General features: G+C 63.6%; 16 protein-coding genes. 9 read left to right on the top strand and 7 right to left on the bottom strand.

Features of this window, described 5'->3' with window-relative positions; all coding sequences use genetic code 11:
- Positions 1-36: 36 nt before the first annotated feature.
- Positions 37-1,605 carry an ABC transporter substrate-binding protein gene (locus AC04SF_RS15765; RefSeq protein ID WP_488478558.1) on the bottom strand — a complete coding sequence of 523 codons (1,569 nt, stop codon included), beginning with the start codon at positions 1,603-1,605 and terminating at the stop codon, positions 37-39.
- 22 nt (positions 1,606-1,627) lie between these two features.
- Positions 1,628-3,151 carry a sulfatase family protein gene (locus AC04SF_RS15760; RefSeq protein ID WP_488478557.1) on the bottom strand — a complete coding sequence of 508 codons (1,524 nt, stop codon included), beginning with the start codon at positions 3,149-3,151 and terminating at the stop codon, positions 1,628-1,630.
- 111 nt (positions 3,152-3,262) lie between these two features.
- Between AC04SF_RS15760 and AC04SF_RS15755 the strand changes: the two genes are divergently transcribed.
- The 8 genes from AC04SF_RS15755 (at position 3,263) to AC04SF_RS15720 (ending at position 8,822) form a co-directional block, all read left to right on the top strand.
- Positions 3,263-4,159 carry a LysR substrate-binding domain-containing protein gene (locus tag AC04SF_RS15755; RefSeq protein WP_488478556.1) on the top strand — a complete coding sequence of 299 codons (897 nt, stop codon included), beginning with the start codon at positions 3,263-3,265 and terminating at the stop codon, positions 4,157-4,159.
- A 163-nt stretch (positions 4,160-4,322) separates the two neighbouring features.
- Positions 4,323-4,511: a hypothetical protein gene (locus AC04SF_RS15750; protein ID WP_488478555.1), complete on the top strand. Its 189-nt coding sequence runs from the start codon at positions 4,323-4,325 to the stop codon at positions 4,509-4,511.
- An 18-nt stretch (positions 4,512-4,529) separates the two neighbouring features.
- Positions 4,530-5,000 (top strand): CPBP family glutamic-type intramembrane protease, encoded by a 471-nt coding sequence (locus AC04SF_RS15745; RefSeq protein WP_488478554.1) that lies wholly within the window; start codon positions 4,530-4,532, stop codon positions 4,998-5,000.
- Positions 5,001-5,086: 86 nt separating this feature from the next.
- Complete coding sequence (locus AC04SF_RS15740; protein ID WP_488478553.1) at positions 5,087-5,215, top strand: hypothetical protein; 129 nt, start codon at positions 5,087-5,089, stop codon at positions 5,213-5,215.
- A gap of 282 nt (positions 5,216-5,497) precedes the next feature.
- Positions 5,498-7,099 (top strand): signal recognition particle protein, encoded by a 1,602-nt coding sequence (ffh, locus tag AC04SF_RS15735; RefSeq protein WP_096451777.1) that lies wholly within the window; start codon positions 5,498-5,500, stop codon positions 7,097-7,099.
- Between the two features lie 7 nt (positions 7,100-7,106).
- Positions 7,107-7,433, top strand: coding sequence for a chorismate mutase (locus AC04SF_RS15730; RefSeq protein ID WP_096451779.1), 327 nt, complete (start codon positions 7,107-7,109; stop codon positions 7,431-7,433).
- Between the two features lie 53 nt (positions 7,434-7,486).
- On the top strand, positions 7,487-7,882 hold the full coding sequence (rpsP, locus tag AC04SF_RS15725; RefSeq protein ID WP_202352201.1) for a 30S ribosomal protein S16: 396 nt from the start codon (positions 7,487-7,489) through the stop codon (positions 7,880-7,882).
- A gap of 94 nt (positions 7,883-7,976) precedes the next feature.
- Positions 7,977-8,822, top strand: coding sequence for an acyl-CoA thioester hydrolase/BAAT C-terminal domain-containing protein (locus AC04SF_RS15720; protein WP_488478552.1), 846 nt, complete (start codon positions 7,977-7,979; stop codon positions 8,820-8,822).
- Between the two features lie 67 nt (positions 8,823-8,889).
- Here the strand turns inward: AC04SF_RS15720 and AC04SF_RS15715 are convergent, their stop codons facing one another.
- From AC04SF_RS15715 to AC04SF_RS15700, 4 genes are all read right to left on the bottom strand, one after another.
- Complete coding sequence (locus AC04SF_RS15715; protein WP_019862099.1) at positions 8,890-9,153, bottom strand: YMGG-like glycine zipper-containing protein; 264 nt, start codon at positions 9,151-9,153, stop codon at positions 8,890-8,892.
- A gap of 139 nt (positions 9,154-9,292) precedes the next feature.
- A complete protein-coding gene (locus tag AC04SF_RS15710) occupies positions 9,293-9,820 on the bottom strand; it encodes an SRPBCC family protein (RefSeq protein ID WP_488478551.1) in 528 nt (175 codons plus the stop codon).
- Positions 9,821-9,857: 37 nt separating this feature from the next.
- Complete coding sequence (locus tag AC04SF_RS15705) at positions 9,858-10,268, bottom strand: DoxX family protein (RefSeq protein WP_488478550.1); 411 nt, start codon at positions 10,266-10,268, stop codon at positions 9,858-9,860.
- Between the two features lie 132 nt (positions 10,269-10,400).
- Positions 10,401-11,306: a bestrophin family protein gene (locus tag AC04SF_RS15700; RefSeq protein WP_488478549.1), complete on the bottom strand. Its 906-nt coding sequence runs from the start codon at positions 11,304-11,306 to the stop codon at positions 10,401-10,403.
- A gap of 174 nt (positions 11,307-11,480) precedes the next feature.
- Between AC04SF_RS15700 and AC04SF_RS15695 the strand changes: the two genes are divergently transcribed.
- A complete protein-coding gene (locus tag AC04SF_RS15695) occupies positions 11,481-11,888 on the top strand; it encodes an ACT domain-containing protein (RefSeq protein WP_488478548.1) in 408 nt (135 codons plus the stop codon).
- A gap of 279 nt (positions 11,889-12,167) precedes the next feature.
- Here the strand turns inward: AC04SF_RS15695 and AC04SF_RS15690 are convergent, their stop codons facing one another.
- On the bottom strand, positions 12,168-13,202 hold the full coding sequence (locus AC04SF_RS15690) for an aspartate-semialdehyde dehydrogenase (protein WP_056574440.1): 1,035 nt from the start codon (positions 13,200-13,202) through the stop codon (positions 12,168-12,170).
- Between the last annotated feature and the right edge of the window lie 187 nt (positions 13,203-13,389).

Raw genomic sequence — 13,389 nt, 5'->3', positions numbered from 1 at the left:
GCGACCGTCCGAGACAGCGGCGGTCGCCTTGATGGTCTATACACTCAACCAGACTCGCTCCGCGACGCGATGGTCGCAGAGCAGGAAATTGGGATTCGGCACGAAACCTTTGACCTGCGTGCTCGCCGCATCGATCCAGCTTGCAAAGGCCGGTATGATGGTCGGGCATTCATCGTGGATGATTTGCTGCAGCTCAAAATAGACCTCGCGGCGTTTTGCCGGATCGGCGAGCGAGCGCGACTCGGCCAGCTTGCGGTCGAAGCCCTCGTTCTTCCAATGCGTTTCGTTCCAGGGCGCGCCCGAGGCATAGACGGAGGAAAACATCATGCTCACCGACGGCCGTCCGGCCCAGAAGGAGGCGACCCAGGGCTGCTTCATCCACACCTCGCTCCAGTAGCCGTCATCGGGCTCGCGCTTGACATTGATGGTGATGCCGGCGGCCTTGGCCGACTGCGCGAAGAGCTCGGCCGTGTTGATGGCCTGTTCGAACGCCACCGGCGCGGCATGCAGTTCGAGCGTGAGGTCGCTTTTACCCGCTTTCTTGAGATGGAAGCGAGCCTTGTCCGGATCGAAGGCGCGCTGTGCGATGTTTGGATTGAAGTTCGGATCGCTGGCGGCAATGGGGTGGTCGTTTCCGACGCGGCCATAGCCCGCCATCAAGAGCTTGACCATCTGCTCGCGGTCGATGGCATGCTTGAGCGCCAGAACCACGTCCGGGTTGTTGAACGGTTCCTTGGTGGCGTCCATGGGCAGCGAGAAATGCTGCTTTCCTTCCGTGACCACCAGATAGGAGCGTGGGTCTTTCTTCAGGAGCGGCGCAATCTTGTAGTCGACGCCGTTGATGATGTGGACCGAACCGCCCTGCAGCGCCGAGACGCGGGCCGTCAGATCGTTGATCACCACCGTCTCGACGGAATCGACATGGCCGCGATCGCTTCGCCAATAGGCGTCGTTGCGCACCACGGTCGCGCGCACGCCAGGCTGGAAGACTGTCAGCTTGAACGGTCCGGTCCCAACCGGCTTGAGCCAGTCGGCAAAACCCGCGGGCACCATGGCGAAATGCAGGTCCGACAACACAAAATCCATATCGGGATTGGGTGACTTGAGCACGATCTCGACCTGCGTCGGCGAGGCGGCGCGCACTTCGGAAATGTCGGCGACCAGTCCTTTGGCCTTGGATTTGGTCTTCTCGCCGAGATGCAGCCCAAGCGAATATTTGACGTCCTCGGCATCGAAAACCTTGCCGTTGTGGAATTGCACGCCCGGCCTGAGGTTGAGGATCCAGCGCTTGTTGCCGTCGCTGGCTTCCCAACTCACCGCCAGTTCCGGTGCGGGCCTGCCGTCATCGCCGATCTCGACCAGCGTGTTGTAGACCTGCCGCGAGACGTTGATGGAATAGGTGCCGATCAGCTGCGTCGGGTCGAGCGTGTCGGCGGAGCTGCCGCCGTTGAGGCCGAGGCGCAGCACGCCACCCTTGCTCGGTGTTTCGGCATGGCTGGCGCGCGGGAGTGCTGCTGTGGCGAGCACTGTGGCGGCCGCAGTCAGAAGGAAACGGCGGCGGTCGATGCCGCGATGGTGGATCAAGGAAGCGATCTTGTCGTGCATGTCATTCCCCCATTTTCTGGTTTCAGTAGGCGCCGAGGACTTCGTTCGGTATCAGCGGGCGCGCCGGCAACGCTTGATCGAGAACCGAATTCAGCTTGCGCGCCTGGCCGCTGAACTCTTTTTCGCCAAACAGATTCCAATGCTCCCAAGGGTCATCGCGAAGGTCGAAGAGCTCGCCCCATGCGGGTTCGTTGGGATAGCGGGTGAACCGCCAATCCTTGGTGATGACCGACTGGTTGTAGAGGCAGGCGTCCCGGCGGGGATGATATTCGGCAAGCAGGAAATCCCGCACCGCGGTGGCTCGTCCGTCGATCAGTGGCTTGAGGTCGATGCCGTCGGTTGCGGGCGCCGGCAGGCGAAGCAGTGATGCGACCGTGGCGAACAGGTCGATATGGCTGGTGAGGGCATCGACGCTGGTTCCAGCATGAATTCCCGGGCCGCAAAGCACCAGCGGCACCTGCAGCAACTGCCGGTAGGGCGGTGGACCCTTGCGCAACAGCCCATGGTCGCCGAGCAGTTCGCCATGATCGGATGTGAAGATCACATAGGTATTGTCAAGCGCGCCGGCGCCGGCCAGCGCCTTCAGCAACCGCCCGACGGCATCGTCGATCATCTGCACCATGCCATGCGTGTGGGCGATGGCTATGGCGAGCGTCTGCGCCGAAATATTGTCCGTCCGCAGCAGGAAACCCTGCTCGCGCTGCGGCTCACCGCTGGCGATATAGGGCTCTTTCCTGGGATCATCCCCATTGCCAAGATAGGCTGGCATACGCTCCAGCTCGCCCGCACGGATGGTTGGCCGGGGCATATGATCCGGCTGGAACAGATCGCAATAGGGCCGGGGCGGAGCGAAAGGATGGTGCGGGTCCGGAAAAGAGACGAAGAGACCGAACGGCTCCTCTCGCCCGCTCTGCCGCTCGATGAAATCGACGGCCCTGTCCGCGATCCAGTTGGTATAGTGCAGCTCGGCCGGCACCGCACTCTTCCAGACCTCCCTCAAATCCTCTGCCTGGCTGTCGGCACTGGCTTCCGGCTCATAAAGAGCCACCACCTCTGGGTGGTTTTGCCGCAGCCAGGCGGCATAGTGGCCGGCTCGGGTGGATTCGTTGGCTTCTCCCATGACGAGGTCGACGGCGTCGAAGCCGAAATAAGGCCCGCGCCAGCGCTCGCTGCCGGGTTTAGCCCAATAGGCAAGCGATTCCGGCATGCCGCGCTCGGCCGGCGCCAGCAGCGGCTGGAAATGGAGTTTGCCGACGCCTCTGGTGGCATAACCCGCCTGCGAGAGCGACTGCCAGAGATTGGGGAGCCGCTCGTCGAGCGCCACGCCGTTGCGCCACAGGCCGTGATGGCGCGGGTATAGTCCGGTCGCCATGGTTGCCCGGCTCGGCGAACAGATCTGGTTCGGCGTGAAATGCCGATGGAATGTCGCGCCCCGCGTGGCGATCCGGTCGATGTTGTCCGTGCGGGCGACACGGTTGCCGGTGGCCGACAGCGCGTCGTAGCGCAGTTGGTCGGCACAGATGAAGATGAAGTTGCTGCGCTTCACGACCGTTCCCGTCCGTTCCCTGTCAGACGTGCAGCTACGGCCTGAAACGCAACGGAATCAAAGATCAAGATTTTCGTCCGGTATGTGCTAATCCTATACAGGGAGACAAAGATGCGCTTTTCGGGACTTAGCGTTCGGCAGTTGGAAGCCTTCGAGGCGACCATGGTGGCCGGCTCCGTGTCGGGTGCCGCGACCGCACTCAGCGTGTCGCAACCAAGTGTCAGCCGCCTGCTACAGGAACTGGAAACCGACACCGGCCTCAGCCTGTTCGACCGCTCGCATGGCCGGTTGGTTCCCACCGAGCAGGGCCTGCTGTTTTATGGCGAGGTCAACAAGACTTTTCACGGCGCCCGCAACTTGATCATGGCGGCGCAGGAGATCAGGGAGCTGAAGCGCGGCGTCGTGCGCATCGGAACCTTGGCCGCGATGTCCTTCAAGATCGTGCCGGAGGCGATCCAGCAGCTGCGCACGCGGTTTCCGGAAGCAAGGACGACGATCGCGGTGCGCAGCTCGACCGAGATCGTATCCTCCGTCGCCTCGCGCCTGACCGACGTTGGCGTGGTGGACGCCGGCGTGTCCTTTCTCGACACGATATGCGTCACCACTTTCGAACGGAACAGCGTCTGCGTGATGGACGGCCATCATCCGCTTGCCGATCGCGAACGGGTCCAGCTCGAGGATTTTCCGCGCTATCCTTTTGTTTCCCTGGGCGAGCTCTACTTCCGGCGCAACCGCGACGGCGCGAAGCTGCTTGACGCGACTGGCGCCAATACGGTCGCCGATATCTTCCAGTCGTTCTTGGCCTGCGCGCTGGTCAGGGGCAGCCAATCGCTCGCGGTCGTCGATCCGTTCACCGCGAGCTTCTACTCCGAGTTTGGGCTGGTGTTGAAGGAAATCGAGCTCGACATTCCATTTCGCACGTCGATCATTGTCAATGAAAGGTCTGCCACGGGCGCCGCGGCTCAGAAAGTCGTCGACGCCATGACCCTTCTGATTCGCCACGCCTAGGTTGCGAGCATATTTCTGCTTCGACGACCGCGGGCCAGGAGATTGCATGCTGGATGCTGATCTCCTAGATCATGCGGGCGAAGCACCCACCCAGAGACCAGCGTGACGATCGACGACACTGCCTTCGAGCGCTACCGGCGGTCGCCGAACGCCAGGACCCACCTTGCCGCGTCTGTTGCTGGGAACGCTGATCGTCATCGTGTTGTGGGGCGCCACCACCGCGGCCGTGCTCATCGGCGGCGCCCGTCTCTTCTTCGCCTGGCAGGCATCGGCGGCTTCATCCGGCATGGCGGGGTTCCTTGCCTCCCCGATCGGCATCCTCAGCGCGCTCACCTCCTTCGCCGGCATCTGAATCGGCCTGTGGATCGCCATGCGCTGGGTGCACGGCGAACCGTTGTCGGCGCTGCTTGGAGCCAGCCGTCGTGTGTCGCGGCCGGACTTCCTCAAGGGGCTGATCGCGGTGCTGATCACCTCGGCTCTGTCCGAAATCCTGCTCTACCTCCTGCAGCCGGGGATCGCGCGCGGCACGATCAGCCTGTCGTCGTGGCTGCTGTTTCTGGTCCCGATCGTCGCGCTCACATTGCTGCAGACGTCCTCGGAAGAGGTGCTGTTTCGCGGCTACCTGCTGCGCGGTCTGGCCAACCGATTCAGCAACCCGTTGATCTGGGCGTTGCTGCCCGGCCTGCCGTTCACCTCGCTGCACTGGAGCAGCGCTTCGTCACCCACCATCAACGCATGCGTGCTGGTCTCGATCGCCGCTTTCGCGCTGCTGCTGACACTCGTGGTCCACGCCACCGGCAATCTCGGTGCCGCACTCGGTCCCATCTCGGCAACAATCTGACGGGCTTCCTGCTGATCTCGCACCAGGAGAGCTGCAATTCCTTCGCCCTGTTCACCGCGAGACCCCTCGAAGGGCCGGGCTGGATGATGTCGGATGCGCTTCTCATCGCCCTTATCGGCATCGCCTGCAGCCTGCTGACGATCGTGCTGCTGCTGCATCCGCGTTCGCCACTCAGGGTTGGGGCCAAGCTTTCGGACGCCACGAGCACGGCCTGATTGCGACGCGAGGGGCCGCCAGACTGGCCCTTGTCTTGACTCCGCGGCCGATTTCCTGTCTACACGCCTCGAATTCCGCGACGAGTATCCCTCCGAGCAAGCCGACCAGGACGCCGAAGCCTCTTTGAGGTGGGTGCTGTAAAGAGATCCTGGAGGCCAACACCCGGCAGCGCAATGCGCCCCCGGGTGCTTTTTGGTTTTGGGCTTTGCTTTTGATTGGACAGTTGGCGCGAACGCATTACCTCTCGGGCACCATCCGGGTGCCAGGGAAAAGGAAACAGTATGTTTGAATCGCTACAGGAACGTCTTGGTTCGATCCTGAACGGCCTCACCGGCCGCGGCGCGCTGTCGGAGGCTGATGTCTCTGCGGCGCTGCGCGAGGTGCGCCGTGCGCTGCTCGAGGCCGACGTGGCGCTGGAAGTGGTGCGCTCCTTCACCGACAAGGTGCGCGAAAAGGCCGTCGGCGCCGCGGTGCTGAAGTCGATCAAGCCTGGCCAGATGGTCGTCAAGATCGTCCATGACGAGCTGGTCGACATGCTGGGCGCCGAAGGCGTCGCCATCGACCTCAACGCGCCGGCCCCCGTCGTTATCATGATGGTCGGCCTGCAGGGCTCCGGCAAGACGACCACTTCGGCCAAGATCGCCAAGCGGCTGAGCGAGCGTCAGAACAAGAAGGTTCTGATGGCCTCGCTCGACACGCGGCGGCCTGCCGCGCAGGAGCAGCTGCGCCAGCTCGGCGAGCAGACCAAGGTCGCTACGCTGCCGATCATTGCTGGCCAGAACCCGGTCGACATCGCCAAGCGCGCCGTCCAGGCGGCCAAGCTCGGCGGCCATGACGTCGTCATCCTCGACACCGCCGGCCGCACCCACATCGACGAGCCGCTGATGGTCGAGATGGCCGACATCAAGAAGGTGTCGAGCCCGCACGAAATCCTGCTGGTCGCGGATTCGCTGACCGGCCAGGACGCCGTCAACCTGGCCAAGAGCTTCGACGAACGCGTCGGCATCACCGGCCTGGTGCTGACCCGCATGGACGGCGACGGCCGTGGCGGTGCCGCCCTTTCGATGCGCGCCGTCACCGGCAAGCCGATCAAGCTGATCGGCACCGGCGAAAAGATGGACGGGCTGGAGGAATTCCACCCCAAACGCATCGCCGACCGCATCCTCGGCATGGGCGACATCGTCAGCCTCGTCGAAAAGGCCGCGGAAAACATCGACGCCGAGCAGGCGGCGGCGATGGCCAAGAAGATGCAGTCGGGCAAATTCGACCTGAACGACCTCGCCCAGCAGCTTCAGCAGATGTCGAAAATGGGCGGCATGGGCGGCATCATGGGTATGATGCCCGGCATGGGCAAGATGAAGGACCAGATGGCCGCCGCCGGTCTCGACGACAAGATGTTCGGCCGCCAGCTCGCCATCATCTCCTCGATGACCAAGGCCGAGCGCGCCAATCCCGACATTCTCAAGCACTCGCGCAAGAAGCGCATCGCCGCCGGCTCCGGCACCGACGCCGCCGAGATCAACAAGCTGTTGAAGATGCATCGCGGCATGGCCGATATGATGAAGGCGATGGGCGGCAAGGGCAAAGGCGGCGGCCTCATGCGCGGCATGATGGGCGGCCTTGCATCCAAGATGGGCCTTGGCGGCATGATGCCCGGCGGGATGGGCGGCATGGGTGGCATGCCCGATCTCTCCAAGATGGACCCCAAGCAGCTCGAAGCCTTGCAGAAGCAGGCGCAGGCCGCCGGCCTCGGTGGCATGAAGGGCTTGCCCGGCGGCCTTCCCGGCGGCGGTGGCCTGCCTGGCCTGCCCGGCGGCATGAAACTTCCGGGGCTTCCCGGCCTCGGCGGCGGCGGACTGCCAGGTCTCGGCAAGAAGAAGTGAGGACGCTATGAACGAAGAAAAAGACATGGCCGACGCGCGCACCATCCTGGCCGGCTACCGCGCCTCGATCGACAACATCGATGCCGCCCTCATCCACATGCTGGCCGAGCGCTTCCGCTGCACCAAGGCGGTGGGCGTGCTGAAGGCCGAGCACGGCCTGCCGCCGGCCGACCCGGCGCGCGAGCAACAGCAGATCGCCCGTCTTCGCCAGCTGGCCAAGGATGCGCATCTCGATCCCGATTTCGCGGAAAAATTCCTCAACTTCGTCGTCCGCGAAGTGATCCGCCACCACGAACAGATCGCCGCTGCCAACGGCGTGATGAAAACCGGCTGACCCAACCAGCCTTCAACCAATCAACGAAATCAGAGCTTTTAGGAGAAAAGAAAATGGCACTGAAGATCAGACTGGCCCGTGCGGGCTCGAAGAAGCGTCCTTACTACCACGTCGTCGTCGCCGACGCCCGTTCGCCGCGCGACGGCCGGTTCATCGAGTCGCTCGGCTCGTGGAACCCGCTGCTGCCGAAGGACGGCGAGCGCGTCAAGGTCGACGCCGACCGCGTCAAGCACTGGCTGTCGCACGGCGCCCAGCCGACCGACCGCGTGCTGCGCTTCCTCGACGAGGCCGGCCTTGCCAAGCGCGACGCCCGCTCCAACCCGAAGAAGGCCGAGCCGGGCAAGAAGGCGCAGGAACGCGCCGCTTTGCTGAAGAAGGCGCAGGAAGACGCCGCCGCCGCCGTTGCGGCCGCTTCCGCGGCACCCGCCGAAGCCGCCACGGCCGAATAATATCGCTTCATCGCAACGACAAAACGGCGGGCCAGTGCCCGCCGTTTTGCTATTGTCCGGCATGTCATGGCGGCATTCAGGCTGATGGGAGCGGATGGGCAAACAGGCCGTCACGGAAGAAATCCTGTCCGGCGGTGTTGCCGGAACGCTCTTGCGATGCGCTGGCGCCAAAACGGGCGTCGTGGTGCTGAGTGGATCCAGCGGCCGCGTCGACGTCGGCCGCGCCCGGCTGTTTGCCAGACAAGGGGCGTCCGCGCTCGCGCTCCAGTGGTTTGGCGGCGAAGGCCAAGTACCTGGAATCTGTGAAATCCCCTTGGAAACGTTTTTCGCCGCGGCCGACTGTCTTGTCGGGTTGGGATGCCGCCGCATCGTCTATGTCGGAACCTCGAAAGGTGCCGAGGCGTCCCTGCTCGCGGCGGTTCACGACCCGCGCATCGATGCCGTGGTAGCGATCAGCCCGACATCGGTGGTCTGGGGCAATATCGGTCCGGGCCGCGACGGCGCCAGCTGGCCCGAACGATCGTCATGGATGCTGAAGGGGGTTCCGCTCCCGTTCGTTCCGACCGAACCGAATTGGGACGCGAGCTACGTCGATGGCCTTGTGTCCCACAGGGGGCTTTTCCAGCACTGCCTGACAAGCTTCAAACAGGAAGCCGACAGGGCCGCCATTCCCGTCGAGCTTATCTCAGCGGAGATTGTGCTGGTCGCGGGCAGCGATGATGCGCTGTGGCCATCCCTGGATTTTGCGGAATTGATTGTCCGGCGTCGAAAGCAGGCCGGAAAGGCCACGCGTCTCGTTTCAAGCCCTGATGCCGGCCACCGCATTCTCCTGCCGGGCGAGACCACGCCGCGGTCCGCGTCGCACGCCCATGGCGGCAATGATCACGCCGATGCGCGTCTCGGCCGCGACGCTTGGGACTTGATCCGGAACCTGCTGTAGGGTGTTTTCAAACGAAGACGGCGGGCCAGACGCCCGCCGTCTTGCTTTTTTCGCTGCTGGTCGCCGCTCAATAACCACTCGGGCAGCGGTCGACATAGACCCGCCCATGGCGGTCGCGATACCGGCACTGGCCGCTTTCGCTGGCATGGCCGATCAGCGCCCCGGCCACCGCACCGACAGCGCCTCCGACGACCGCGCCTTGCACCGGATCACCGGCGACCGCGGCACCGACCGCCGCGCCACCCAGTCCACCGATAGCTGCGCCTTTTTCCGTCTGCGAACACGCGCCCAATGCCATCGTCAGCACCAGAATGGTCATGATTTTCTTCATTTTTGTTCCTCTCACAGGGGGATCGCCATCGCTCCGCCAAGTGCTTAACTCGCGGACGGCAAATTTGATCCAAGAGAGGATGAAGATCTTGGCGCCGCTCGCTCGGGCGACTTCCGGCGAGCGGCTGTGTCCAGTCGGATCATGCCTCAGTGTTGCGCTTTAGATTGGCGAGGCCGACCTCGAAATCCCGGCCGATCAGCGTGTCGAAATTCATGAACAGGCCCATAAGCTTGGCGATGAAGGGCCGGCTGCCGCGCATGGACCAGCTGACGGCGGTGTTCTCGCCCGATGGAATCAAGGTGAAGTCGACACTGTTGCTGGCGCGGAACGGCTTCTCGAAATCGAGCTTGAGCGCGACCAGCGAGGACGGCACCGAATTGACGATCTCCATGCGCCCCTTGCCGGCCTTGCCATTGCCTTCCCAGGCATAGGCGGCGCCCTTGCCGCTCTGCGCGCCGGAAAGCGTGCGCTTCATGTTGGGGTCGAGCTTTTCGTAAGGCGACCACTCGGGCCAGCGGCTAAAATCGTTGATCAGCGGGAAGATCGCCTCCGGCGGCGCCTTGATGGTGGCGGTGCGGGTAGTGACGAAATCATTAGGCCGTGTCGCGGCATAGATGAGGACGGCGGCGATGATGATGACCAGGACAATGAGGATGGTGCTGAACATCTTTCTCTCCCTAAGCAATTCCAGGAAAACAATGAGACTATCGGCTGAACGGGATCAGCGCGCGCACCTTGGGGTCGCGCAGGTAGAGGCCACCCCACAGGACGAGGCCGAGATAGACGCCGAACAGCGTGTGCGAGAACAGCGGATTGCCGATCCGCGCATTGGTGGCGATGGCGCCTCCCATATAGGCGGTGAGCAGGATGGCGCCGAGCACCGATGTGCGTGGCAGTGCGTAGAGCGCCGTCGCGAACAGGCCGATCATGCCGAGCAGGCGCGCGACATTGGCGTCGGCCGGCCAGCCGAGCGGCACCATCGTCTGGGTGACGACATCGAGCGGCGGCAGCTTGATGACGCCGTCGAAGATCATGAACAGAATGATGAGGCCGCTGAGCACGCGGCCGGTCCACAAGGCGCCGGACGAGATTGGCGCGGTTTCGGAAATGCTCATCGGTGTTCCCTCCTGATGGCTAGAACCCTTTTTGTTGGGGTCGAACCAAGGACGCGGCATCGGCCGGCAATCCTACAGGGGTCGCATTCTTTTTGAGCCGTCCCCCAGATGGCAAGCAGGCTGGGCCATGGTCTAGGAGAAATAAAACTTCTCAGCCGGCAGCATCTTCGGCGGCGGCTCCCCCAGGGCCTCGAACACCGAGACCTCGCAGACACGGCACAGGCCGTCCAGCGCCAGGTCGTTGGCCTCGGTGCCGAACGGATCCTCGAGTTCTTCCGAAAGCGCGTCGAGGCCGAAGAAGGTGTAGGCGATCAGCGCCGTGAACAGTGGCGTTGCCCAGCCGGTGCTCGAGATCAAGCCGATCGGCAGCAGCAGGCAGACGATGTAGGCCGTACGGTGCACGAGCAGTGTATAGGCGAAGGGCAGGGGCGTGCCAGCGATCCGCTCGCAGCCGGCCTGGATGGCCGTGATCGACGCAAGCCTCTCATCGAGGATGCGGAAGCCGATCGGATCGACTTCACCCGCCCGCCGCTGCGCATTGGCGCGCCGGCCCATGCGCCTGACCATCTCGTCGGCCGGATTGGCGAAGGCTGCGACCGTCTCCGCCTCGGCATCGATGAAGGCACGGGCGTCCTTGATGCTGTCGGTCTTGCGCAACTGGCCGCGCAGGAAATGGCAGAAGGCCAGCGCCTCCATCAGCAAGGCGCGCTGCTCGGCGGGGTCAGGAATGAGACTGGTCGTGGCGCGCGCCAAGTTGCGGATTTCGAAAACCAGCGTGCCCCACAGTTTGCGCGCTTCCCACCAGCGGTCATAGGCGGCGTTGTTGCGGAACGACAGATAGATCGACAGTGTCACGCCGACCAGCCCGAAGGGCGTGATGTTGAAGACGCCGAGATCGAGCTCGAACCATCGCGCCAGGACCAGGATGACCGCCGAATAGATAGCGAAGCCGAAGATCTGCGGCAGGATGCGCGGCACCACGGAGCCGCGCATGATGAAGAACAGCTGCAGGAAGTTGGGGCGCGGGCGAACGATCATGGACTGGCCTTTCACGGGCCGGCATCGGCCCCAAGCTCCTGTATTGTGCGATGCGACGGATCCGCAAGCCCGGCCGCCAGCGACATCGCCATGTCGTGCGCGGCGCGGACTATCGGCATGTCCAGGTTGCGGCTATCAAGAAGCCTGTTGCCCGTCCCAGTTCAGGCGAGAAAAATGACCGGCGAAACCGATCTGAAGACACTGTTGGCATCGATGACGCCGGAATTGCTCGACGGCATTTATGTCTTCGCCACCCTGGCGCCTGGCGTGCCCCAACCGGAAGGCCTCGACCCGGTGATGGTGTTTCGCGAGCGCGAGGGCGTGACGCTGATCGTGGCTGAGGCCACGGCAGAGGCAGCCGGACTGAGCGCGTCCTTCCGCTGCCGGATGATCACGCTGAACATCCACTCATCGCTGGAAGCCGTCGGCTTCCTCGCCGCCATCACCAAGCGTCTGGCCAGCGCCGGCATGGGCGTCAATCCGGTCTCGGCTTTCTATCACGACCATCTGTTCGTGCCGGCGGAACGGGCGCAGGAGGCGTTGGTGTTGCTGCGGCAGCTGGCGAAAGAGAACAGGGCATAGGGGGTGACGGCATGCCAACCTCGCTGCTCATTTGAGACCAACAAAATCAGCGAACATAGTGATATCTATTGAGAGGATAGAGGGCCAGCGCCCCCTCTGTCCTGCCGGACATCTCCCCCACAAGGGGGGAGATTGGCTTTCATCAATGGCGTCGCGAGTCTTTAGCTCCCCGACCGAAGGCCGAGCCCGCGACTGCGGGCCGCCGGTCGTCCGGCGCGCCCCGCGCAGGGCCCGCCGCGGCAGCGGCGATACGGCCCGTGAGCGAAAGAAGAACCGCCGTCAGGCCGCCTTCTTCTTCGGCTGGATCAGGCCGCGCTCGACCAGAAGCTCGGCGATCTGCACGGCGTTCAGCGCCGCGCCCTTGCGCAGATTGTCGGAGACGACCCACATCGACAGCCCGTTGTCGACGGTCGAATCCTCGCGGATGCGTGAGATGAAGGTGGCGTCCTCGCCGGCCGATTCCAGCGGCGTGATGTAGCCGCCGTCCTCACGCTTGTCCAAGACCTGGCAGCCGGGAGCGTCACGCAGGATATCACGCGCCTCGTCGGCGGTGATCGGCTTCTCGAACTCGATGTTGACCGCTTCCGAATGGCCGATGAACACCGGTACGCGCACGCAGGTCGCCGTCAGCTTGATCTTGGGGTCGAGCATCTTCTTGGTCTCGGCGACCATCTTCCACTCTTCCTTGGTGAAGCCGTCGTCGAGGAAGACGTCGATATGCGGAATGACGTTGAAGGCGATGCGCTTGGTGAACTTCTTGACGTCGACCTGGTCGGCGACGAAGACCGCGCGCGTCTGGGTGAACAGCTCGTCCATGCCTTCCTTGCCGGCGCCGGACACCGACTGGTAGGTGGCGACGACGACGCGCTTGATGGTGGCGAAATCGTGCAGCGGCTTCAGCGCCACGACCAGCTGCGCCGTCGAGCAGTTCGGATTGGCGATGATGTTCTTGCGCGTGAACAGCGAGATCGCGTCCGGGTTCACTTCGGGCACGATCAGCGGCACGTCCTGGTCGTAGCGGAAGGCCGACGAATTATCGATGACGACGCAGCCCTGCTTGCCGATCTTCGGCGACCATTCCTTGGAGACGTTGCCGCCGGCCGACATGATGCAGATGTCGGTGTCGGAGAAATCATACTGGTCCAGCGTCCTGACCTTCAGCGTGCGGTCGCCGAACGACACTTCCGTGCCCTGGCTGCGCCGCGAGGCCAGCGCCACGACTTCGCTTACCGGAAAGCCGCGCTCTTCCAGTATGTTGAGCATTTCCCGGCCCACATTGCCCGTGGCGCCGACGACTGCAACCTTGAAACTCATAAAGATCTCCTGTCCCTCTCCGCTTGGTTTTTGGAGAAAACCCGCCGGCCAATGCGGGTTCCGTCCCCCGGGCCGAACCCGGGAGAGGGTGGTTAGGCCAAGGGAATCACACCGTTTTGGTGGTGGTTTTGGCCATGGTTTTGCTGGAACGGACGGACACGTCCAAGCGCCCGGCCCAATGCTTTAC

It is taken from the genome of Mesorhizobium sp. CNPSo 4671, from assembly GCF_057784245.1.
This window is presented reverse-complemented; position numbering and strand designations above follow the sequence as displayed.

Coding starts and splice junctions, on each gene's coding strand:
- AC04SF_RS15765 (WP_488478558.1), bottom strand. CDS start 1,605: ATGCACGACAAGATCGCTTCCTTGATCCACCATCGCGGCATCGACCGC.
- AC04SF_RS15755 (WP_488478556.1), top strand. CDS start 3,263: ATGCGCTTTTCGGGACTTAGCGTTCGGCAGTTGGAAGCCTTCGAGGCG.
- AC04SF_RS15745 (WP_488478554.1), top strand. CDS start 4,530: ATGCGCTGGGTGCACGGCGAACCGTTGTCGGCGCTGCTTGGAGCCAGC.
- AC04SF_RS15740 (WP_488478553.1), top strand. CDS start 5,087: ATGTCGGATGCGCTTCTCATCGCCCTTATCGGCATCGCCTGCAGCCTG.
- ffh (WP_096451777.1), top strand. CDS start 5,498: ATGTTTGAATCGCTACAGGAACGTCTTGGTTCGATCCTGAACGGCCTC.
- AC04SF_RS15730 (WP_096451779.1), top strand. CDS start 7,107: ATGAACGAAGAAAAAGACATGGCCGACGCGCGCACCATCCTGGCCGGC.
- rpsP (WP_202352201.1), top strand. CDS start 7,487: ATGGCACTGAAGATCAGACTGGCCCGTGCGGGCTCGAAGAAGCGTCCT.
- AC04SF_RS15720 (WP_488478552.1), top strand. CDS start 7,977: ATGGGCAAACAGGCCGTCACGGAAGAAATCCTGTCCGGCGGTGTTGCC.
- AC04SF_RS15715 (WP_019862099.1), bottom strand. CDS start 9,153: ATGAAGAAAATCATGACCATTCTGGTGCTGACGATGGCATTGGGCGCG.
- AC04SF_RS15710 (WP_488478551.1), bottom strand. CDS start 9,820: ATGTTCAGCACCATCCTCATTGTCCTGGTCATCATCATCGCCGCCGTC.
- AC04SF_RS15705 (WP_488478550.1), bottom strand. CDS start 10,268: ATGAGCATTTCCGAAACCGCGCCAATCTCGTCCGGCGCCTTGTGGACC.
- AC04SF_RS15700 (WP_488478549.1), bottom strand. CDS start 11,306: ATGATCGTTCGCCCGCGCCCCAACTTCCTGCAGCTGTTCTTCATCATG.
- AC04SF_RS15695 (WP_488478548.1), top strand. CDS start 11,481: ATGACCGGCGAAACCGATCTGAAGACACTGTTGGCATCGATGACGCCG.
- AC04SF_RS15690 (WP_056574440.1), bottom strand. CDS start 13,202: ATGAGTTTCAAGGTTGCAGTCGTCGGCGCCACGGGCAATGTGGGCCGG.